Here is a 21,676-nt window from a genome sequence, read left to right as displayed (position 1 = left end):
GGCTACGCCTCCTCCTCTTCCTTCATGTCCTTCTCGGTGTTCTTGCTGTCCGTGCTGTCCGTGCTGTTCTTGCGGTTGAACTCGACCTGCACCCGGGCCCTGGCCACCTCCGGGAAGGCGAGCCTGCGGGCGGTGGCCTTGCGGCCCTTCACCCCGGGCACCTCGACGTCGACGCCCTCGTCGTCCACCCGCAGGATCCGCGCCACCAGCTCGCCGCCCTCGGCCAGCTGGAACCGCACCAGCCGGTCGGTGGCGCGCACGAAGTGCCGGTGCTCGGTGAGGAGGCGCTCCGCGCCCGGCGTCCCCACCTCCAGGTCGTACGTGTCCTCGCCCATCGCGTTCGTCTCGTCGAGCTTCGCCGAGAGCGCACGGCTCACATCGGCGATCGCGTCCAGGTCCGCCCCGGTGTCGGAGTCCACGACCACGCGCAGCACCCGCTTGCGTCCGACCGAGTCCACGGCGATCTCTTCGAGATCCAGCCCCTGGGAGGTGACGAGCGGTTCGAGCAGCTCTCGCAGCCTCTCGCTCTGGGTGGTGCTCATCCGGGTGACTCCTCGGCCGCGTGTGCTGTTGTGGGATGGGTCGCGTGTCTGGTCAAAGGGTATCGGGTCGCGGGAGGTGTTGCCGTCCACCCGAGGCCCCGCGGTGCCGGTGAGTGGCGCGGGACGGGTGCGCGGGTACGGTGATCACGGGCGGGCCGCCCGCCAGCTGTTTCTCCCTCCGCACGAGTTCTCCGAGGACGTCCGCCGTGCCGTACCCCCCACCGTCGCGCACCCCCTCGGGGCCGCGCAGAAGATCCCTGCTCGCCACGGCCGGCGCCGCCGCCCTGCTGGCGGGCTGCTCGGCCGGGCCGGACACCGGCGACGGCCCGTCGGCCGTCGCCGCGGCCCGCGCGCGTGCGGCCCGCGACAGCCGGGGGCTGCTGGAGCGCTACGACGCGGTGCTCGCCGCCCGTCCGGGGCTCGCGGAGCGGCTGCGCCCGCTGCGGGCGCAGGTCGCGGCCCACGCGGCGGCCTTCGGGGACGGTACGGCTGCCACCGGCGCGATCGCCGGCACGGGCACGGCCACGGCGTCGCCCTCCCCCGCTCCCGTGCCCGGTACCGACAAGGAGGCCCTCGCCGCTCTCGCCGCCGCCGAGCGGGCCCTCGCCGACCGGCGGGGCAGGGAGCTGCTGGACGTACCCGGCGAGCTGGCGCGGCTGCTGGCGTCGGTCGCGGCGGCCGGGGCCGCGCACGCGTACCTGCTGACGGAGGGGGCCAGGTGAGCGACGTCACCGAGCAGGCCGAGCTGACGGCGCTCCAGGCGGCGCTGGCGGCGGAACACGCGGCGGTGTACGGGTACGGCGTCGTCGGCGGCCGGGTCGGCGAGCAGCGCCGGTCCGAGGCGAGGGCGGCGTACGACGCCCACCGGGCGCGCCGGGACACGCTGGTGCGCGCGGTGCGTGACCTGGGCGGCGCACCGGTCGCCGCGAGCGCCGCGTACGCGCTGCCGTTCCCGGTCCGGGACGGGGGGTCGGCGGTACGGCTGGCGGCCCGGCTGGAGGAGCGGGTGGCCGCGGTGTACTCGGACCTGGTGCGGGCCGCGAGCGGCGCACGGCGGGCCGATGCCGCCGGAGCGCTGCGGGAGGCCGCGGTGCGGGCGGTGCGCTGGAGCGGGGAGAGCGTAGCCTTCCCTGGGCTCGCCGAGCGCTCCGCCGGGCAGGCGGGTGCGGCGGGTACGACCCCGTCGGCGTCGGCGTCGGCGTCCCGGTAGGCGCTCGGCAAGGGGCCGGACAGGACGGGACCGGACAGGAAGGGAACCACTCGCGCATGGCTTTCGAACCGCCGCAGCGCCTGGTGCGGGCGCTCGGTGAGACGGCACCGGCCGGTGACGACTGGCTGGCCCGGCTGCCCGAGGTGGCCGAGCGGGCCGTGGCCCGGCGCGAGTTGACCGTCGAGCGGGTCCAGGTGCCGGGCGGGCGCAGCAGCCTGGTGGTGCTGGTACGGCGGGCGGACGGCACACCGGCCGTGCTGAAGCTGGCCCCGCCGCGGGCCCGCCCGGGCAGCGAGCGTGCGGCGCTGGCGCACTGGGGCGGACTGGGCGCCGTACAGCTGCTGGACGCGCAGCCGGACGAGGGGGTGCTGCTGCTGGAGCGGCTGCACCCGGATGTGTCGGTGCGGTCGCTGCCGGAGGCGAAGGCGTTGTTGGAGGCGGCGGGGACGCTGCGCAGGCTGTGGGTGGAGCCGCCGGCCGGTCACGTCTTCGAGACCGTCGCGGAGCGCACCGGCCGGCAGGCGGCGGCGATGCGGGCGGGCGCCGGGGCCGACGCGGAGGCGGCGCCGCTGGTCGACGCGGCGCTGGCGGCCCGCGAGGAGCTGCTGGCCGCGCCGCCCGGGCAGCTGCTGCTGCACGGCACGTTCCGGCAGAGCAAGGTGCTCGCCGGGGAGCGGACGCCGTGGCTCGCGGTGGGCCCGGACCCGGTGGTCGGTGAGAGCGCCTTCGACCTGGCCCGGCTGGTGCGGGACCGGGTGGAGGACCTGATCGCGGCGCCGTCCGGCCCGGCCGTCACCCGGCGCCGGATCAAGCGGCTCGCGGAGTCGCTGGAGGTGGACCAGGAGCGGCTGCGCGGCTGGACGCTGTTCCGGGCGGTGGAGTCGGGGATCCGGGCCCGGCGGGTCGGCCGCGAGAAGGACGCGGAACTGCTGCTGGAGTTCGCGGGCTGGCTGTGAGGCCCGCCTCCGGACGGCTCGGGCGGCTACCGGTCACCGCGCCCGCCGTCCGGCCCCGGCACGAGCAGGGGGGCGCCAGGCTCTTCCTCCGGGACGGGCTGCCGGCCCCGTACGGGGCTTGGTGCGTGCCGCCGCGAGGCGGAGGGGGAGCCGGCGCGGAGGGCGCCTAGGGCCGGCCGGTGTCCGGGTTCAGGTGGCGCCGGTAGTGGACGCCGGGGCGGCCGGCGACGGGGATGTTCCCCGTCGCGGTGAACCCGTTGCGCTCCAGGACGGTCCGGGAGGCCGTGTGGTCGGCGGTGGTGCGCGCGGTGAGGGCGGACAGCCCGTACGCCGCGCGGGCCAGGCCGCGGATCGCGGCGACCATCGCGGTGGCCAGTCCGCGGCCCGCGGCGTGCTCGCCGATCCGGTAGCCGAGTTCGGCGCTCCCCGCGTCGACGTCCATCAGGTTGACGCGGCCGACGAGTTCGCCCCGGTCGTCGAGGACGACGTGGAAGTGGCAGACGCCGGCCTCCTGTTCGGCGAGGAGCGCGGCGTGGCGGGCGGCGAACCCGGTGAAGTACGCCTCGCCGCGGTCGGACACCGTCCGGGCGAAGTACGCCCGGTTGGCGCGTTCGAAGGCCAGCAGGGCGGCCTCGTGGCCGGGCCGCAGTCGCTCGAGTGTCGGCATGCGGGCCAGCGTAGACAGCGGTCGGCGTCCGGCCGAAGCGGTTTTCCGGGGTGCGCACCGGCGGGAGTCCGGGGCGGCCGTCCGCCCGCGGACTCCCGCGGGTCCGCTCTACTGCGCGGTCAGGCGGGCGATCGCGTCCTCGACCGTCAGCTCCTCGCGCTCACCGGTCCTGCGGTCCTTCAGTTCCAGGACGCCCTCGCCGGAGCGGCGGCCGGCCACCAGGATCTGCGGGACGCCGATCAGCTCGGCGTCGGTGAACTTAACGCCCGGGGAGACCCCGGCCCGGTCGTCCACCAGGACGCGGACGCCCGCGGCGGCCAGCTTCCCGGCGACGTCGAGGGCCAGCTCGGTCTGGAGGGCCTTGCCGGCGGCGACGACGTGCACGTCGGCCGGGGCGACCTCCTTGGACCACACCAGGCCCTTGTCGTCGGCGGTCTGCTCGGCGAGCGCGGCGACGGCGCGGGAGACGCCGATGCCGTAGGAGCCCATGGTGACGCGGACGGGCTTGCCGTTCTGGCCGAGGACGTCCAGCTTGAGGGCGTCGGTGTACTTGCGGCCCAGCTGGAAGATGTGGCCGATCTCGATGGCGCGGTCCAGCTTCAGGCCGGTGCCGCACTTCGGGCAGGGGTCGCCGTCCTGGACCACGACGACGTCCACGTACGCGTCGACCTGGAAGTCGCGGCCGGCGACGACGTTCCGGGCGTGCGTGTGCTCCTTGTTGGCGCCGGTGATCCAGGCGGTGCCGGGGGCCACGCGCGGGTCGGCGATGTAGGTCACCTTCTCGCCGAGGCCCTGCGGTCCGACGTAGCCGCGCACCAGGTCGGGGCGGCCGGCGAAGTCCGCCTCGGTGACCATCTCGACGGCGGCCGGGGCGAAGTGCGCCTCGACCTTGTCCAGGTCGACCTCGCGGTCCCCGGGCACCCCGACGGCGACGATCTCGCCGTCGACCTTGACCAGCAGGTTCTTCAGCGTGGCGGAGGCCGGGACGCCGAGGGAGGCGGCGAGGGTCTCGATGGTCGGGGTGTCGGGGGTGGGGATCTCCTCGAGCGCGGGCACGGCGGAGCCGTCGACCGGCTTCAGCTCGTAGGTGATCGCCTCGGTGTTGGCGGCGAAGTCGCAGTTCGGGCAGTCCGCGAAGGTGTCCTCGCCCGCCTCGGCGGGGGCGAGGAACTCCTCGGACTTCGAGCCGCCCATCGCGCCGGCGGTGGCGGCGCAGATGCGGTAGTCGAGGCCGAGGCGCTCGAAGACGCGCTGGTAGGCCTGGCGGTGCAGGGCGTAGGACTTGGCGAGGCCCTCGTCCTCGGTGTCGAAGGAGTACGAGTCCTTCATGAGGAACTCGCGGCCGCGCAGGATGCCGGCGCGGGGGCGGGCCTCGTCGCGGAACTTGGTCTGGATCTGGTAGAGGATCACCGGCAGGTCCTTGTAGGACGTGCACTGGTCCTTGACCAGGAGGGTGAAGATCTCCTCGTGGGTGGGGCCGAGGAGGTAGTCGCCGCCCTTGCGGTCCTTGAGCCGGAACAGCTCCTGGCCGTACTCCTCCCAGCGGCCGGTCGCCTCGTAGGGCTCGCGGGGCAGCAGGGCGGGCAGCGAGACCTCCTGGGCGCCGATGGCGTCCATCTCCTCGCGCACGATCCGCTCCACGTTGGCGAGGACCTTCTTGCCGAGGGGCAGCCAGCTCCAGATGCCGGCGGCCGTGCGGCGGACGTAGCCGGCGCGGACGAGGAGCTTGTGGCTGAGGACCTCGGCGTCCGCCGGGTCGTCGCGCAGCGTCTTCGCCATCAACTGGGACATGCGCTGGACCGGTGCGTTGGCCATGGTTCTCGTACTCCTGCCGGATGGGGGTCCCCCACTCGGGCGGGGCCGGGAGTGGGAAAGGGTGCTGGCACAGGAGGTTAGCCGGGCCGCCGGTGCCGGTGGAAATCGGTTAACGCCTGCGCAGGGGCAGGGGGGCGCCCATGACGGCGTACGGTCTCGTCGCGCTCGGGAAGTGGACCTGGCGGGCCAGGTCGGTGTAGCCGAGGGAGTGGTAGAGGCCGCGGGCCGGGCTGTCGGTGTCGATCGCGGAGAGGATCGAGCGGGGTTCCGCGGCGGTGTCGGTGATCGTGGTGATCAGGTGGCGGCCGATGCCGTGGTTCTGGTGGTCGGGGTGGACGTGCAGCTCGGTGATGACGAAGGAGTCGTCCAGCCAGGCCTGGTTGCCGTTGGCGCGCAGGTAGGGCTCCACGACGGTGGACCACCAGTGGATGCGGCTGTTGGGCATGCCGTACACGAACCCGACGAGCAGACCGCCCACTCTCGCGCCGTAGGCCCGGGCGCCCTGGTACTGCATGTGGCGCAGGACGATCTGGCGGCGCACGGCGACCTCGTCGGGACCCAGTCCGAAGGCGAGGGCCTGGACCGCCAGGGCCTCGTCGACGTGGGCGGTGAGGTCCAGGGTGCCGATCACGGGGTCCATGCGGGGAGCGTACAGGGGGTTCAGAACAGCACACTCATGAAGGCGCCGACCTCGTGGAAGCCCACGCGGTGGTACGTCCGGCGGGCCGCGGTGTTGTAGTCGTTCACGTAGAGACTGGCGACGGGGGCGATGTCGGCCAGGGCGTAGCGCAGGACCGCCGCCATGCCGGGGGCGGCCAGGTTCCGGCCCCGGTACTCGGGGGCCACCCAGACGCCCTGGATCTGGCAGGCATGGGGGGTGGCCGCGCCGATCTCCGCCTTGAACACGACGCGGCCTCTGTCGTCGACCCGGGCGAAGGAGCGGCCGGCGCCGACCAGCTCGGCCACGCGGGCCTGGTAGAGCAGGCCGCCGTCGCCGGCCATCGGGGAGACGCCGACCTCCTCGGTGAACATCGCCACGCACGCCGGCATGATCGTCTCCAACTCGTCCTTGCGGACGCGGCGGACGTGCGGGTCGGGGGCGATGCCGGCCGGCACGCGGTCGGTGACCATCAGCGGCTGGTGGGCGCGGACCTCGCGGGCCGGGCCCCAGTGCGGCTCCAGCAGCCGCCACAGCTCGGCGGTGGCGTCGGCGGGGCCGACGATGGAGGAGCAGCGGCGGCCGGCCCGCCGGGCGCGGTCGGCGAAGGCGCGGACGGCGCGGGGGGTGGCGCAGAGGGGGACGAGGTTGGCGCCCGCGTAGCACAGGGACGTGAGCATCCCGTCCTCGTACCAGCCCCACATCTCGCCGCCGAGGCGCCAGGGGTCGAGGCCGGCGACCTGGACCCGGGACGTCACGAAGGCGTTCGCGACCGGCTCGCGGTCGAGGACGGCGAGCGCGGCGTCCAGGTCACTCGGTTCGAGCACCCGTGAGGTGGTCTGGGTCAACACGTGCGGGGCCTCACCCTGGCTGGGTTCTGCTGATCTCCGCACTATAGCCGCGCCGCTTGTGCGGTGCGCCTCCCGGCCGGTGGTCCGCGGTCGGCCGGATCAGCCCGTCACGGACACCGACGGTTCGCCGGAGGCGGTGCCGTCGGCCTCCATCCTGGCGGCCAGCTTCATGGCCTCCTCGATGAGGGTTTCCACGATCTTGGACTCGGGGACGGTCTTGATGACCTCGCCCTTGACGAAGATCTGGCCCTTGCCGTTGCCGGAGGCGACGCCGAGGTCGGCCTCGCGGGCCTCGCCGGGGCCGTTGACGACGCAGCCCATGACGGCGACGCGCAGCGGGACCTCCATGCCGGTCAGGCCGGCGGTGACCTCTTCGGCGAGCTTGTACACGTCGACCTGGGCGCGGCCGCAGGACGGGCAGGAGACGATCTCCAGGCCGCGCTGGCGGAGGTTCAGCGACTCCAGGATCTGGATGCCGACCTTGACCTCCTCGGCGGGCGGCGCGGAGAGCGAGACGCGGATGGTGTCGCCGATGCCCTGGGAGAGGAGGGCACCGAAGGCCACGGCCGACTTGATGGTGCCCTGGAAGGCGGGGCCGGCCTCGGTGACGCCGAGGTGGAGGGGGTAGTCGCACTGCTCGGCGAGCTGCCGGTACGCCTCGATCATGACGACCGGGTCGTTGTGCTTGACGGAGATCTTGATGTCGCGGAAGTCGTGCTCCTCGAAGAGGGACGCCTCCCACAGGGCCGACTCGACCAGGGCCTCGGGGGTCGCCTTGCCGTACTTCTGGAGCAGGCGGCGGTCGAGGGAGCCGGCGTTGACACCGATGCGGATCGGGGTGCCGTGCTCCGTGGCGGCCTTGGCGATCTCCTTGACCTTGTCGTCGAACTGCTTGATGTTGCCGGGGTTGACGCGGACCGCGGCGCAGCCCGCCTCGATGGCGGCGAAGACGTACTTGGGCTGGAAATGGATGTCCGCGATGACCGGGATCTGCGACTTGCGGGCGATGGTCGCGAGGGCGTCGGCGTCGTCCTGGGTGGGGCAGGCGACGCGGACGATCTGGCAGCCGGACGCGGTCAGTTCGGCGATCTGCTGGAGGGTGGCGCCGATGTCGGACGTACGGGTCGTGGTCATCGACTGGACCGACACGGGTGCGTCTCCGCCGACCGCCACGCTTCCGACCTGGATCTGCCGGCTCCTGCGGCGTTCGGCGAGCTTGGTCGGAACGGACGGCATGCCGAGAGAAATCGCAGTCATCTGCTGTGCAACCCCAAGTCGTGGATCAAGGTCCGGTCCCGTGAACCGCGGGTCCCGGGCTTCGAGATTACGGCACCGGCCCGGGCGCGGGCACATCCCACCCGGTAATGGCACCCGTTCGGGGCGGCCCGGAGACGACGGTGTTTCCGGGCCGCCCCGCGTGCCGTGCGGCTAGGTGATCTTCACCGGGTTCACCACGTCGGCGATGAGGACCAGGACGGTGAAGCAGACGAAGATCCCGGCCACCACGTACGCCACCGGCATCAGCTTGGCGACGTCGAACGGGCCGGGGTCGGGCCGGCGCAGCACCCGGGCCAGGTTGCGCCGCAGCGACTCCCACAGGGCGCCCGCGATGTGCCCGCCGTCGAGCGGGAGCAGCGGGAGCATGTTGAACAGGAACAGGGAGAGGTTGAAGCCGGCGAGCACGAACACGAACATGGCCAGCTGCTGCGAGGCGGGGATGTCCAGGGTGGCGATCTCGCCGGTGACCCGGGCCGCGCCGACGATGCCCATCGGGGAGTCGGGTTCGCGCGGGCCGTCGCCGAAGGCCGCGTCCCACAGGGCCGGGATCTTGCCGGGCAGTGCGACGAGGGAGTCGACGGCGTCGCCGACCCGGTCGTCCATCCAGGTCACGGACTCGCCGAAGTCCTGCTTGACGACGCCGGTGGCGGAGCCGAAGCCGAGGAAGCCGGCCTTGACGTAGCCGTCGACGTAGTTGCCGGCGGCGTCCTTCTTGGCGACCCGGTTCTCGGTGATCTTCGCGTGCAGGGTCAGTTCCCTGCCCTTGCGGTCGACGACGATCGCGACGTTCTTGCCGGCGCTGTCCCGGATGAGGTCCGAGAGCGTGTTCCAGTCCTTGGTGGGCACGCCGCCGAAGGAGACGATCCTGTCGCCCGCCTTCATGCCGGCCCGCGCCGCGGGGGACTCGGGGTCGGACTTCTTGCAGCTGTCGCGGTGTTGGCTCTGTTCGATGACGCAGGCCGAGACGGAGGCGACGGTGGTGGTCTGCTGCTGGATGCCGAAGCCCATCAGCACCGTGAGGAACAGGGCGATCGCGAGCACCAGGTTCATGAAGGGGCCCGCGAACATGACGATGACGCGCTTCCACGGTTTGCGCGTGTAGAACATGCGCGTCTCGTCACCCGGCTGGAGCTCCTCGAAGGCCGCCGAGCGGGCGTCCTCGATCATGCCGCGCCAAGGCGAGGTGGAGCGGGAGGAGACCCGGCCCTGCTCGTCGGGCGGGAACATGCCGATCATGCGGATGTAGCCGCCGAGCGGGACGGCCTTGATGCCGTACTCGGTGTCGCCCTTCTTCCGCGACCAGATGGTGGGGCCGAATCCCACCATGTACTGCGGGACGCGGATGCCGAAGAGCTTGGCCGTGGACAGGTGCCCCAGCTCGTGCCAGGCGATCGAGACGAGCAGGCCGACGGCGAAGACCACTATGCCGAGGATGAACATCAAGGTCGTCATGCACGCGCCTCCGCGGTCGCCGTCGTGGCTGTGAGTTCGCGGGCCCGGGCCCGCGCCCAGGTCTCCGCTTCGAGGACGTCCGACACGGTGAGCGAGGTTCCCGCGAACGGGGTGCCGTGCTCCTCGACCACCCGGGTCACGGTCTCCATGATGCCGTTGAAGGGCAGCGCGCCGTCCAGGAAGGCCGCGACGCACTCCTCGTTGGCGGCATTGAACACCGCCGGGGCCGTGCCCGCGAGCTGCCCCACGTGCCGGGCGAGGTTCACCGAGGGGAAGGCCTCGTTGTCCAGGGGGAAGAACTCCCAGGTGGAGGCCTCGCTCCAGGAGAAGGCGGGGGCCGCGTCGGGGACGCGTTCGGGCCAGCCCAGGCCGATGGCGATCGGCCCGCGCATGTCGGGGGGCGTCGCCTGGGCGATCGTGGATCCGTCGGTGAACTCGACCATCGAGTGGACATACGACTGCGGGTGCACGACGACCTCAATGCGGTCGAAGGGAATGTCGTACAGCAGGTGGGCCTCGATGACCTCCAGCCCCTTGTTGACGAGGGTCGCGGAGTTGACCGTGATCACCGGGCCCATCGCCCAGGTGGGGTGGGCGAGGGCGTCCGCCACCGTGACGTGCGCCAGGTCCGCCCTGCTCCGGCCGCGGAAGGGGCCGCCGGACGCGGTGACGACGAGCTTGCGGACGTCGGCGCGGGTGCCGGCGGCGAGGACCTGGAAGAGGGCCGCGTGCTCGGAGTCGACCGGGATGATCTGGCCCGGCTCGGCGAGTGCCCTGACCAGCGGGCCGCCGACGATGAGCGACTCCTTGTTGGCGAGCGCGAGGGTGCGGCCCGCCTCCAGGGCGGCGAGGGTCGGGGCGAGGCCGATGGAGCCGGTGATGCCGTTCAGCACGGTGTGGCAGTCGGAGGCGGCGAGCAGGGTGGCCGCGTCGGCTCCGGCGAGGATCTCGGGCGGCGGCTCCCCGGTGCCGTACTCGGCGGCCAGCGCCTCGCGCAGCGCGGGTACGACGTCCTCGCGGGCGACCGCCACGGTCCGCACCCGCAGCCGGTGGGCCTGCTCGGCGAGGAGGGCGATCCGGCCGCCGTTCGCGGAGAGGCCGGTGACCCGGAAGCGGTCGGGGTTGCGCAGCACGAGGTCGATGGCCTGGGTGCCGATGGATCCGGTGGAACCGAGGATCACCACGTCCTTGGGGCCGTCCCCGGTGACGGGGTCGTACACGAGGTGCGGGTCGGCGAGGGGCGCCGGATGGGCGGGACTGTCGGTCATCCCCCCATTGTGGCCGCAAGCGGAGCCGCGCCGGGCAGGGCGTCCCTCGCACGGGTGTCCCGGCGGCCCGCGTGGCCGGAGGGAGGGGGTTCTCCGAAAGTGAAGTCCTCGTGAAGATCGTGTGATAACACTTCTGTTCACGCGATCTCGCGGACGACATCCTGGGGGGATCTCCATGCGTACTGCGCACCTGCGCGCCGCCCTGCCCGCTCTCGCCGGGGCCGCCGTGCTCACCGGCACCCTGCTCAGCACCCCGGCCGAGGCCGCCGGGGGCGTGCGGATCCATCACGTCTGGTTCGACAGCCCGGGCTCGGACAACCGCTCGAACAAGAGCCTGAACGCCGAGTGGGTGCAGCTGAAGAACACCAGCGGTGCCGCGGTCTCCCTCAAGGGCTGGGTCCTGAAGGACGCCTCGAACCACAGGTACGTCTTCCCGAGCGTCACCATCGGCGCCGGGAAATACCTGAAGGTCCACACCGGCAGCGGCTCGGACACCGCGTCGGACAAGTACCAGGACCGCCGCGCCTACGTCTGGAACAACGACAAGGACACGGCCACGCTGACCAGGGCGAGCGGCACCAAGGTCGGCTCCTGCTCCTGGACGACGCGGGACCCGAGCGACAAGTACTGCTAGCTCCCGAACGGACGGCGGGCGTTCTCCCGCGCGGACGGTCCGGGGGTCGCGTCGGCGATCCACGGGCCGTCCCCCGAGGGGTCGAGGATGCCCTCCTCCAGCCACTCGTACGCTCCGCCGAGGACCTGCTTGACCACCTTGCGGTCCAGGTCGTCGGTGTTGGTCCACAGCCGGGTGAAGAGTTCGTCCACCCGGATGCGGGCCTGGCGGCAGAAGGCGTCGGCGAGCTGGTAGGCCTCGCGGCCGTGCTCGCCCCGGGTGCGCAGGCGCTCGGCCCGGACGCAGGCCGCGCTCATCGCGAACAGCTCCGCCCCGATGTCCACGATCCGGCCGAGGAAGCCCTGCTTGGTCTCCATCCGCCCCTGCCAGCGGGACATGGCGTAGAAGGTGGAGCGGGCCAGTTTGCGGGCCGTGCGCTCGACGTACCTCAGGTGCCCGGAGAGGTCGATGCCGTGCCGGAAGTCGCCGTACGACGTGGGCAGTTGGCCCGGGCCGGCGACCAGCTTCGGCAGCCACCCGGCGTAGAAGACGCCGGCGCTCGCGGCCGCCCTCGCCTTGGCGGACAGGGACTTGTCGGGGTCGATGAGGTCACCGGCGACCGAGAGGTGCGCGTCGACGGCCTCCCTCGCGATCAGCAGGTGCATGATCTCCGTCGAGCCCTCGAAGATGCGGTTGATGCGCAGGTCGCGCAGGATCTGCTCGGCCGGGACAGCGCGCTCGCCCCGCGCCCGCAGCGACTCGGCCGTCTCGTAGCCCCGGCCGCCGCGGATCTGGACCAGTTCGTCGGCCATCGTCCAGGCCATCTCGGAGCCGTAGAGCTTGGCGAGGGCGGCCTCGATGCGGATGTCGTTGCGATCCTCGTCGGCCATCTGCGAGGACAGGTCGAGAACGGCTTCGAGGGCGAACGTGGTGGCCGCGATGAAGCTGATCTTGGAGCCGACGGCCTCGTGCAGCGCGACCGGCTTGCCCCACTGCTCGCGCTCCGCCGCCCATTGCCGGGCGATCTTCAGGCACCACTTCCCGGCGCCCGCGCACATGGCGGGCAGCGAGAGCCGGCCGGTGTTGAGGGTGGTGAGGGCGATCTTGAGTCCCGCGCCCTCGGGGCCGATGCGGTGGGCGGCGGGGACTCGGACCCGGTGGAAGCGGGTGACGCCGTTCTCGATGCCGCGCAGGCCCATGAAGGCGTTGCGGTTCTCCACGGTGATGCCTTCGGACGCGGCCTCCACGACGAAGGCGGTGATGCCGCCCTTGTGGCCCTCGGACCTCGGCACGCGCGCCATGACCACGAGCAGGTCGGCGACCACCCCGTTGGTGGTCCACAGCTTCACCCCGTCGAGGACGTAGTCGTCGCCGTCCGGTACGGCCGTGGTGGCGAGGCGGGCCGGGTCCGAGCCGACGTCCGGCTCGGTGAGCAGGAAGGCGGAGATGTCGGTGCGGGCGCAGCGGGGCAGGAAGGCGTCCTTCTGCTCCTGGGTGCCGAACATCTTCACCGGCTGCGGTACGCCGATCGACTGGTGTGCGGAGAGGAGCGCGCCGACGGCGGGGCTGACGGAGCCGACCAGGGCGAGGGCCTTGTTGTAGTAGAGCTGGCTGAGGCCGAGACCACCGTAGCGGGGGTCGATCTTCATGCCGAGGGCGCCGAGTTCCTTCAGGCCGGCCACGACCTCGTCGGGGATGCGGGCCTCGCGCTCGATGCGGGCGGGGTCGATGCCCGACTCGCAGAAGGCGCGCAGCTTCGCCAGGAACTCCTCGCCGCGCCGGACGGACTCGTCGGGGGGGAGCGGGTGGGGGTGGATGAGGTCGAGCCGGAAGCGTCCGAGGAAGAGTTCCTTGGCGAAGCTGGGCTTGCGCCAGTCCTGTTCCCGGGCGGCCTCCGCCACCTGTCGGGCCTCGCGCTCGGTGACGGTGGTGCGTGGGGTGGAGGGGGCGGACATGGAGGCTCACCTCGCCGCGAAAAGGGATGAGGGGGATGGTTCACAACCGATCGGTGCTACTGGATCGTTGGTACCCGAAACGCACCGGCCCCACCACCCCCCGCGCGTCCGAACGGCCGAAAGGCCCGCCGGGGGCACGGGTCGGGGAAACCACGGGAGACTACGGGAAACTACGGGAGGCAGCCGAGAGGCAGCCGAAAGGCGTCGGAAAAACTGTCGAAGCGCTTCGACTGCCTCTGGACACCCTGGCCCGGCTGGAGCTAGTGTCCTTCTCATTCTCACTCGTCGTATCGGCAGCGCCCACGTTGTCGAAGCGCTTCACAAGGTTGGGAGAGCTGGATGGTCACCCTCGCCGAGGTCGCCCAGCACGCCGGAGTATCGGCGAGCACGGTGAGCTATGTCCTCAGCGGCAAGCGGTCCATCTCCACCACCACCCGGCATCGGGTCGAGCAGAGCATCCGGGAACTGGGATACCACCCGAACGCGGGCGCCCGCGCCCTGGCGAGCAGCCGTTCCAACATCATCGCCCTGATGATCCCGCTGCGCACCGACATGTACGTGCCGGTGATGATGGAGATCGCCATCGCGGTGGCCACCACGGCCCGCACCCACGGGTACGACGTCCTGCTGCTCACCGGTGAGGAGGGGCCCGACGCGGTGCGCCGGGTGACCGGCAGCGGGCTCGCCGACGCCATGATCCTGATGGACGTGGAGCTGGACGACGAGCGGCTGCCACTGCTGCGGGGAACCGGGCAGCCGTCGGTGCTGATCGGTCTGCCCGCCGACACCACCGGTCTGACCTGCGTGGACCTCGACTGGAGCGCGACGGGCGCGCTCTGCGTGGAGCACCTGGCCGCACTCGGCCACCGCGACATCGCTGTCATCGGCGAGGCCCCGGCGGTCTACGAACGGCACACCGGCTTCGCCGAGCGCACGCTCGACGGGCTGCGCTCCCGGGCGCGGGAGGCGGGGATGCGCGTGCTGCACCGGCCCTGCGAGGGCGGGTACGACGCGATGGCCCTGACGCTGGCCCGGATCTTCGACGAGCGGCCGGGGACGACCGGGTTCGTGGTGCAGAACGAGTCGGCGGTGGAACCGCTGCTCGCGCTGCTGCGCCAGCAGGGCCGGGCCGTGCCCGAGGACGTGTCCGTGGTCGCGGTCTGCCCGGACCAGGTCGCCGTCCAGGCGTCGGTGCGGCTGACCTCGGTCTCCGTCCCCGCCCAGGAGCTGGGCCGGCACGCCGTGGAGCACCTGGTCGCCAAGCTGGAGGGACGGGGCGGCGCCGAGGTCGAGCTGCTCGCGCCCGAGCTGACGGTACGGGCGAGTTCGGGCCCGGCACCCGCGACGTCCTGACCCACCGATCCCGGCCCAGCGCTCCCCCGCCACTCCCCACCACTTCCCGGCCCCACCACCTACGGCCCACCGCGTCCCGGCCCGCCGCCGCTGACCCACCGCATCCCGGCCCGCCGCCGCTGAGCGGCCGTGTCCCCGGTCCGCCCCTGCCCGCGCACCCTCGCCCCGTGCCCCGCACCGGCGGGGCACGCCCGTCGCCCGTCCCGTACCTGTCCGCACGCCTTTCCCCGGGAGCCGCCGTGAACCAGCCTGCCGTAGCGCAGCCCGCGATCAGCCTCGCCCAGTCCTCTCCCACCGTCGGCACGCTCCGGGAGCGGGACGGGGCGCTGGAGTGGAGCGGCCGTCAGGAGACGGTGCGGATCGAGCCGTGGGGTCCGGACGCGGTCCGGGTGCGGGCCCGGCTCGGGGGTCCGGTGCTCCAGGGGCTGCCCGGGGCGCTCCTCGAACCGCCGCCCGCCCGGGACGGCACGATCGTCACCGGTGACGGCGTGGGACGGCTGACCGTCGGCGCCCTCACCGTCGAGGTGTCCGCCGAGGGCCTGATCCGTTTCCTGCGCACCGACGGCCTTACCGAGCTGCTCGCCGAGGAGCGCGCCCACTTCTGGTGGCCGGGCCCCCGCCTGTACACGCCGGCCGGCAACGGCCATCACCGGCTGGAGCAGCGGTTCGCCGCCTACGAGGGCGAGAAGCTGTACGGCCTGGGCCAGCACCAGCACGGCCGCCTCGACCAGAAGGGCCTGGTGCTGGACCTGGTGCAGCGCAACGCCGAGGTCAGCGTGCCCGTGCTGGTCTCCAGCCGTGGCTACACCCTGCTGTGGAACAACCCGGCGATCGGCCGGGTGGAGCTGGCGGGCAACGGCACCCGGTGGGTGGCGGACTCCGCCCGGCAGATCGACTACTGGATCACGGCGGGCACGCCGGCCGACGGCCAGCGCGCCTACAGCGCGGTGACCGGGCGTTCGCCGATGCTGCCGGAGTGGGCGGCGGGCTTCTGGCAGTGCAAGCTGCGCTACCGCACACAGGACGAACTCCTCGCCGTGGCACGGGAGTACAAGCGCCGGGGGCTGCCCCTCGCGGCGATCGTCTGCGACTTCTTCCACTGGACGCACCTGGGCGAGTGGAAGTTCGACCCGAAGGAGTGGCCCGACCCGGCGGCGATGGTGCGGGAGCTGGCGGAACTCGGCGTCAAGCTGGTCGTCTCCGTCTGGCCGTCGGTGTCCCCGCTGTCGGAGAACCATCCGCTGATGGAGCAGCGTGGCCACTTCATCGGCACGCAGTACGGCCCGCTCGCGCACGCCGACTGGCCGGACAAGGGCGTCGACTCCACCGTCCAGGTCGCCTTCTACGACGCCACGAATCCCGAGGCCCGGGAGTTCGTGTGGTCACGCGTCCGCGACAACTACCTGATCCCGTACGGCATCACCGCCTTCTGGCTGGACGCGTGCGAGCCCGAGCTGAAGCCCGGCTTCCAGGAGAACCTGCGGTACTGGGCGGGCCCGGGCCTGGAGGTCGGCAACCTCTATCCGGCCGAGAACGCCCGCGCCTTCCACGAGGGCCTGCGCGCGTCCGGCGAGCAGGAGGTGATCACCCTCAACCGCTCGGCGTGGGCGGGCAGTCAGCGCTACGGCGCCGCGCTGTGGTCCGGAGACATAGGCACCGACTTCGCCACCCTGCGCCGGCAGATAGCGGCCGGGCTGAACACCGCCCTGTCCGGCATCCCGTGGTGGAACACCGACATCGGCGGCTTCCACGGCGGTGACCCGGACGACCCGGCGTACCGGGAGGTGCTGGTCCGCTGGTTCCAGTTCGGCGCGCTGTCGCCGCTGATGCGGCTGCACGGATTCCGGGACCCGGGCATGCCGCTGGGCCCGGAGATGACGGGCGGCCCGAACGAGGTGTGGTCGTACGGCGAGGAGGCGGGCGCGATCCTGGAGCGCTTCCTGCGGCTGCGTGAGCGGCTGAGGCCGTACATCCTGACGGTCATGCGGGAGGCGCACGAGGAGGGCCTTCCGGTGATGCGCCCGCTGTTCCTGGAATTCCCGGCGGACCAGGCGGCCTGGGGGGTGGACGACGCCTACCTCTTCGGCCGGGACCTGCTCGTCGCCCCGGTGCTGACGGCGGGGGCGACGGCCCGGACGGCGTACCTGCCGGCGGGCGCGCACTGGACGGACGCGTGGACGGGCGTGACGTACGAGGGTGGTGCGGCCGTGACGGTGGACGCGCCGCTGGACCGGATCCCGCTGTTCCTGCGGGACGGGGCGCGGCTGCCGGTCGCGGAGTAGGAACCCGGAGGGGCCGGCCCCTTGGGGAGGGAGCCGGCCCCGAAGGCTCAGCTGCTGCTGACGCTGAGGCTGTTGGTGGTGAAGTCCAGTCCGCCGGAGGAGGACGTGATCTCGTAGCCGAACTGGACGTCGCCGATGGTCACGTTGCCGAACCAGCCCTTGGTGTCCTTGATCCACTTCAGGATCGGCAGGATGTTGACCGTCCCGGAGCCGGAGTTGGAGCTGCGGACGAAGGAGAACACCGCGTTGGCGCCGTTGTCTCCCTTGTAGACGGTCCAGGTGGAGCCGCCGAGGGTGACCGTGCCCTGCGAGGTGCCGAGCGGGCCGACCGCGCCGGTCTTGTTGACCCAGAGCATGATCTCGTAGTGGTGGGCCGTGTCCCAGATGTCGTACGACGTGTTGTACGCGCCGGACGACGGGACGGTGACGTTGTAGCTGCTGGTGAGGGAGGTCAGGGAGCCGATCGGCTTGTTGATGACCTTCTTGGCGTCGGGGTAGGACTTGATGCCGCCGGTGTTCGGGTGGTTCGCCCGGACACCCCAGTTGGTGCCGGAGTCGGCCCAGATGCACTGGCTGCCGGCGCCGGAGCCCCAGATGTTGTTGTAGAGGGTGTAGCCGTTCAGGGTGGTGTTGCCCCACTGGTCGCAGGAGTTCCAGACGGCGGCGGAGGCGGGTGCCGAGGCGAGGCCGACGGTGGCGCCGAGGGCGAGCGCGGGGGCGATCAGGGCCTTGGCGGCCCTGGACAGTGTGCTTGTTGCCATGGTGTCCCTTCCATGGGTGGGGGAGGTGGGGGAGATGGTGCTGATCGCCGCGCCCTCAGGGTGAGGACGCGTTCTTCTCCGGCGACCAGGACGAGCGGCCCGGCGCCGGAGGAGGTCCGCAGTTCGATGCGGAGGGTGGGGTGGGGCCGCAGGACGGCCCGGGCACCGTCCGGGCTCCAGCCGAGGTCGAGTTCCGCGCCGAACCGGGTGCGTATGCCGCGCAGTTCGCCGCTGGGGCAGGTGTCCGGTACGGCGGGCAGCAGGACCAGCCGGTGGGGGGTGGACTGGACGAGCATCTCGATCAGCACGCCGGGCAGGGTGTGCGCGGCGTCCGCGTTGTAGACGTCGCGGTGCGGGTAGTGGGCGCTCATCAGGGAGGCGTGGAAGAAGTCGCCGTCCAGGACCCGGTGCAGCGCCCCGGCGGCCCGGACGGTGTCCCCGAGCCGGGCGGCGATCAGGGCGTGGTGCAGGTGGCCGTGGGCGGAGTCGTTCCCGGTGCCGCGCAGGGCGAGCGCCCGGTGGGCGGCGGCGGCCAGGCGCGGGGTGTCGTACGGGGTGATCTCCTCCAGCGGCCAGACGCCGTACAGGTGGCTGAGGTGGCGGTGGTCGTACGTGTCGTCGAGCCCCGGCCAGGCCCATTCGGCCAGGGCGCCGTCGGCGTTGATCCGGTGCGGGGGCAGCCGGTCCGCCAGCGCCCGCCAGGCGGCGGCGCGTCCGGGGTGGTAGCGGGCGGCGGTGCGCAGGGTGTGCCGGGCGGCGGAGAGGTCCATGGCCGCGTTGACCGCGCCCGGGCCGCCGCTCGCGGGGCGGTTCTCGGGCGAGTAGGAGGGCACGATGACGAGGTGGCCGTCGGCATCGGTGCGGGTGAGGAAGTCCTCGTAGAAGACGGCCGCCTCGGCGAGGGCGGCGGCGGTGCGCGGATCCTGGGCGCCGCGGATCTCGTCGTGGTCGACCAGCGGTTTGAGCAGCCAGTCCGCTCCGGCGGTCCACAGGTGCAGCGGGTGGTCGCGGCTGAAGTGGTACGTCAGCCCGGACTCGCCGTCGGTGTGCGAGGGCGCGACCGCGCCCCGGGCGCCGAAGACGGCGCGCGCGTTGGCCCGCCAGTCCGGCAGCTGCCGCTCGACGAGCGCGGCCAGGGATTCGGTGACCTCGGGCAGGGCGGCGGCGGGTGCGGCGGCGGTCTGGAGGTTGAGGTTGGCGTTCGTGGTGAACGCTCCCGACCAGGCGGTGTCCCAGTCACCGGTCCACAGTCCGGTGAGCCGGGGCGGGAGGAGGCCGCTGGCGGAGAGCAGGTGGTAACGGCCGGCCGCGAAGAGCCTCTCCAGCAGGGCCGGGCTGTGCGGGCGCCGCAGCAGCTCGGAGCCGGGCAGGGCGCGCTCGGCCGGGTCGGCGCCGAGATCGAGGGCGACCCGCAGGTAGGCGGCGCGGTGCCGGACGAGGTGGCGGGCGAGCAGGCTGTCGTACGGCCGCTCGGTGCCGTCGAGCAGGTCCTGGAGCTGCCGGGTCTCGGCGACGACGTCCGCCTCGCCGGTGTGCCGGCGCACCCGGGTGAGCAGCAGCACCGAGCGGGCACCGGTGACGCGGACGCCCGGCGGGACGAGTTCGGTACGGCCGCCGAGGGCGGCGACGAGGGTCACCCCGGTGTAGGCGCGGTCGCTGTCCGGGTAACGGGCGCGCAGGCTGAGCAGGGCGCCCTCGGGGGTGAGCAGGGTGCCCTGGCCGGCCCGCAGTCCGGTGGGGGCGCCCGGCAGCCGGTGGTCGAGGCAGATCTCGAGATCGCCGGCGGTGACCTCGTGCACGACGACGTCGTCGGCGCGGGAGACGAAGACGCGGCTGCCGGTGCCGGCGCGGGCCGCGGTGGCCTCGCCGGTGGAGAAGTCGACGGCACGGTGGTGGCCGTCGGATCCGCTGCCCGCCGGTCTGCGCAGCCGTATCCGGAAGGCCGGGTGGAAGGGCTGCACCCACTGCAACGGCCGGCCGTCGGTGAAGCCGTCGGCCGCGGTCAGGTCGCCGGCGAGCAACCGGTCCTGGACGGTCCGGAGTTCGGCGGCGAGCCGCGGCGGCCGGGCGTGCTCGGCGCCGTTGGGCCGCACCAGGGTGTGGTGGGTGACGACGACCCGCTCGTCGTCGGGGTCACCGGACACGAGGACGCCGTGGTGGCCGTTGCCGCTCAGGAAGGCGTCCTCCCAGCGGGCGGCCGGAGCCGGTTCCCAGGTGCCGTGGACCGGGGTGTGGCTCATGACCGCGGCACCGCCACGCGGAGGGTGGCGGCGTGGGCGGGCTGGGCCGGGAAGGGGGCACAGGTGCGTCCGCCGTCCTCGGAGAAGGCGCCGTTGCCGTGGCCGCCCCGCCCGGGCCGCACGACGTGCGCCGGTCTCGCCGCGGCCTGCGCGGAGCGCAGGAACGCGCCGTCGCCGGCCCAGGGCCGGGCGTACGTGCCGAGGGCGAGGTACAGCCGGTCCGGGTGGGCGGGATCGACGGCCAGGGCCTCCACCCCGAGGAGGTTACGGTCGTCCCAGCCGAGGTGGTCGGTGAGCGGGGTCCAGCGAGCGGTCTCCCGGTCCCACCGGTAGGCGCCGCCGACGTCCGTGCGGGCGTGGGCGAGGCCGGGGACGGCGGGGTGGAAGAGGATGCCGGTGACGAATCCGGTGCCGCCGATCACCGCCGTGCGCCAGCGGTACGCCCGGTGCCGGGCCTCGGCCGCGTGTCCCTGCGTGGGCAGGCCGGCGAGCGCGGCGGCCGCGGCGGTTCCGGCGAGTACGGTTCTGCGGCTCGGGTCGGGCATGGGTACCTCACTGGACGGTGGCGGGTGGGACCCGTGGGCCGGGTGGGGGTCCGGGGCGCGTACGGGGCGGAGGCGGGGCGGTTCGTCGGGTGACGGAGCCGTGGTGCCGGGAGGGCGCGGGCAGCGTAGGCGAGGGGGACCGCGGGGCTCCGGGGACGCAGGAGCCGCGGGGGCAGGAGCCGCGGGGGCACAAAACGTCGGGGGTACGGGGGCGCGGAGCGGTGGGGTGCGGCTCGCGGGGGCCCGCGCGGCGCGCCCCCGGTCACCGGCGAGCCGTACCACCCGCCCTGCGGGGGACGCCGGTCAGCCCTTCACCGCCCCCGTCAGCATCCCCTTCCTGAAGTGCTTCTGGACGAACGGCGACAGCACGGCCACCGGCAGCAGGGCCATCACCATGACCGCCATCTGCACGGCCAGCCCGGACAGCTCGCCCGTCTTGATGGCCTGCCCCAGCCCCACGGGAGCCTCCTGCTTCTGCACGAGCTGGATCATGACGTTCTGGAGCGGCATCATGTCCTGGTCGTTGAGGTACAGCGAGGCGTTGAACCAGGCGCTCCAGTACCCGACCGCGTAGAACAGTGTGATCACCGCGAGGACCGCCCGGGAGAGCGGCATCACGATCTGGAACAGGACGCGGATGTCCCCCGCCCCGTCGATGCGCGCGCTGTCGGTCAGTTCCGGTGAGATGCCCATGAAGAAACCGCGCAGGACGAGGATGTTGAAGACGCTGATCGCGCTGGGCAGGATCAGCGCGAGGTAGGTGTCGGTCAGCCCGAGGGACTGCACCAGCAGGTACGTCGGGATGAGCCCGGCGCTGAAGAACATGGTGGCCATGAGCACCATCAGGATCCACCGGTGCCCCAGCGACCCGCTGCGCGAGAGGCCGTAGGCGCACAGGACGGACACGGTCATCGAGAAGGCCGTGCCGGCCAGCGTGACGAGGACGCTGACGAGCGCGGCCCGGGTGACCTGGCCGCCGCTGAGCAGTTCCCGGTAGGCGACGAGGGTGATGCCCTTGGGGATCATGACCAGGCCGCCGGCCTCGTCGATGGTCCGCCGCGAGGACAGGCTGGTGACGAGGACGATCCACAGCGGGAAGAGGACGCCCAGGCAGGCGAAGCTGAGTACGAGGCTCTTGGCCGCGAGGCCCGCCCGGCCCGGCTCCTCCTCCCACACCGGGCGGGGCGGGGCGGCCCACCGGCGCGGCCTGTCCATCACCGGGTCCGCCGC

At 72.9% G+C, this 21,676-nt stretch carries 18 protein-coding genes and 1 pseudogene; 6 read left to right on the top strand and 13 right to left on the bottom strand.

The genetic code is table 11. The features are described from left to right. Positions 1–2: 2 nt before the first annotated feature. Positions 3–542 (bottom strand): ribosome maturation factor RimP, encoded by a 540-nt coding sequence (gene rimP, locus ACGFT1_RS33265; protein WP_373912710.1) that lies wholly within the window; start codon positions 540–542, stop codon positions 3–5. A 206-nt stretch (positions 543–748) separates the two neighbouring features. Between rimP and ACGFT1_RS33260 the strand changes: the two genes are divergently transcribed. From ACGFT1_RS33260 to ACGFT1_RS33250, 3 genes are read left to right on the top strand one after another with little or no spacing between them, the layout of a single operon-like run. After that, positions 749–1,264, top strand: a complete 516-nt coding sequence (locus ACGFT1_RS33260) for a hypothetical protein (protein ID WP_373912709.1) — start codon at positions 749–751, stop codon at positions 1,262–1,264. Beyond that, positions 1,261–1,752, top strand: a complete 492-nt coding sequence (locus ACGFT1_RS33255) for a DUF4439 domain-containing protein (RefSeq protein WP_373912708.1) — start codon at positions 1,261–1,263, stop codon at positions 1,750–1,752. Before ACGFT1_RS33260 ends, ACGFT1_RS33255 begins: the two co-directional genes overlap by 4 nt. Before the next feature lie 56 nt (positions 1,753–1,808). Beyond that, complete coding sequence (locus ACGFT1_RS33250; protein ID WP_373912707.1) at positions 1,809–2,708, top strand: aminoglycoside phosphotransferase family protein; 900 nt, start codon at positions 1,809–1,811, stop codon at positions 2,706–2,708. A gap of 166 nt (positions 2,709–2,874) precedes the next feature. On the opposite strand, the gene ACGFT1_RS33245 is transcribed toward ACGFT1_RS33250, so the two are convergent. The 7 genes from ACGFT1_RS33245 to dxr all read right to left on the bottom strand — a co-directional run bounded on the left by ACGFT1_RS33245 (position 2,875) and on the right by dxr (position 10,697). Then, entirely contained in the window at positions 2,875–3,375 is a 501-nt protein-coding gene (locus ACGFT1_RS33245; protein ID WP_373912706.1) for a GNAT family N-acetyltransferase, read from the bottom strand. 108 nt (positions 3,376–3,483) lie between these two features. Beyond that, entirely contained in the window at positions 3,484–5,190 is a 1,707-nt protein-coding gene (locus ACGFT1_RS33240; protein ID WP_373912705.1) for a proline--tRNA ligase, read from the bottom strand. A gap of 109 nt (positions 5,191–5,299) precedes the next feature. Further along, positions 5,300–5,830, bottom strand: a complete 531-nt coding sequence (locus ACGFT1_RS33235) for a GNAT family N-acetyltransferase (protein WP_373912704.1) — start codon at positions 5,828–5,830, stop codon at positions 5,300–5,302. Between the two features lie 20 nt (positions 5,831–5,850). Continuing rightward, positions 5,851–6,699, bottom strand: a complete 849-nt coding sequence (locus ACGFT1_RS33230; RefSeq protein ID WP_373912703.1) for a GNAT family N-acetyltransferase — start codon at positions 6,697–6,699, stop codon at positions 5,851–5,853. Positions 6,700–6,798: 99 nt separating this feature from the next. After that, positions 6,799–7,956: a flavodoxin-dependent (E)-4-hydroxy-3-methylbut-2-enyl-diphosphate synthase gene (gene ispG, locus ACGFT1_RS33225; protein WP_373912702.1), complete on the bottom strand. Its 1,158-nt coding sequence runs from the start codon at positions 7,954–7,956 to the stop codon at positions 6,799–6,801. A 171-nt stretch (positions 7,957–8,127) separates the two neighbouring features. Continuing rightward, positions 8,128–9,429 carry an RIP metalloprotease gene (locus ACGFT1_RS33220; protein ID WP_373912701.1) on the bottom strand — a complete coding sequence of 434 codons (1,302 nt, stop codon included), beginning with the start codon at positions 9,427–9,429 and terminating at the stop codon, positions 8,128–8,130. Then, positions 9,426–10,697: a 1-deoxy-D-xylulose-5-phosphate reductoisomerase gene (dxr, locus tag ACGFT1_RS33215; protein ID WP_373912700.1), complete on the bottom strand. Its 1,272-nt coding sequence runs from the start codon at positions 10,695–10,697 to the stop codon at positions 9,426–9,428. Before dxr ends, ACGFT1_RS33220 begins: the two co-directional genes overlap by 4 nt. A gap of 175 nt (positions 10,698–10,872) precedes the next feature. Here dxr and ACGFT1_RS33210 point away from each other — a divergent pair, with 175 nt between their 5' ends. After that, positions 10,873–11,331, top strand: a complete 459-nt coding sequence (locus ACGFT1_RS33210) for a lamin tail domain-containing protein (RefSeq protein ID WP_373912699.1) — start codon at positions 10,873–10,875, stop codon at positions 11,329–11,331. On the opposite strand, the gene ACGFT1_RS33205 is transcribed toward ACGFT1_RS33210, so the two are convergent. Continuing rightward, positions 11,328–13,265 carry an acyl-CoA dehydrogenase family protein gene (locus ACGFT1_RS33205; protein WP_373912698.1) on the bottom strand — a complete coding sequence of 646 codons (1,938 nt, stop codon included), beginning with the start codon at positions 13,263–13,265 and terminating at the stop codon, positions 11,328–11,330. The genes ACGFT1_RS33210 and ACGFT1_RS33205 overlap by 4 nt on opposite strands. A 339-nt stretch (positions 13,266–13,604) precedes the next feature. On the opposite strand from ACGFT1_RS33205, the gene ACGFT1_RS33200 reads away from it, so the two are divergent. Further along, positions 13,605–14,618, top strand: a complete 1,014-nt coding sequence (locus ACGFT1_RS33200) for a LacI family DNA-binding transcriptional regulator (RefSeq protein ID WP_373912697.1) — start codon at positions 13,605–13,607, stop codon at positions 14,616–14,618. Between the two features lie 239 nt (positions 14,619–14,857). Then, positions 14,858–16,900: a TIM-barrel domain-containing protein gene (locus ACGFT1_RS33195; protein ID WP_373912695.1), complete on the top strand. Its 2,043-nt coding sequence runs from the start codon at positions 14,858–14,860 to the stop codon at positions 16,898–16,900. 47 nt (positions 16,901–16,947) lie between these two features. On the opposite strand, the gene ACGFT1_RS33190 is transcribed toward ACGFT1_RS33195, so the two are convergent. From ACGFT1_RS33190 to ACGFT1_RS33175, 4 genes and pseudogenes are all read right to left on the bottom strand, one after another. Further along, on the bottom strand, positions 16,948–17,661 hold the full coding sequence (locus ACGFT1_RS33190; protein WP_373912694.1) for a hypothetical protein: 714 nt from the start codon (positions 17,659–17,661) through the stop codon (positions 16,948–16,950). Beyond that, positions 17,622–19,901 (bottom strand): glycoside hydrolase N-terminal domain-containing protein, encoded by a 2,280-nt coding sequence (locus tag ACGFT1_RS33185; protein ID WP_373912693.1) that lies wholly within the window; start codon positions 19,899–19,901, stop codon positions 17,622–17,624. The genes ACGFT1_RS33190 and ACGFT1_RS33185 overlap by 40 nt, the downstream gene beginning before the upstream one ends. Before the next feature lie 89 nt (positions 19,902–19,990). Beyond that, positions 19,991–20,446 (bottom strand): annotated as a pseudogene (locus ACGFT1_RS33180) (1,4-beta-glucanase); the annotation flags it as partial. A 303-nt stretch (positions 20,447–20,749) separates the two neighbouring features. Further along, a complete protein-coding gene (locus tag ACGFT1_RS33175) occupies positions 20,750–21,661 on the bottom strand; it encodes a carbohydrate ABC transporter permease (RefSeq protein WP_373912740.1) in 912 nt (303 codons plus the stop codon). Positions 21,662–21,676: the final 15 nt, after the last annotated feature.

Source organism: Streptomyces sp. Y20 (assembly GCF_043195475.1).
In the GTDB taxonomy this organism is placed as follows: domain Bacteria; phylum Actinomycetota; class Actinomycetes; order Streptomycetales; family Streptomycetaceae; genus Streptomyces.
Note: the sequence above shows the minus strand (reverse complement) of the source record. Positions and strands in the feature narration are given on the sequence as shown.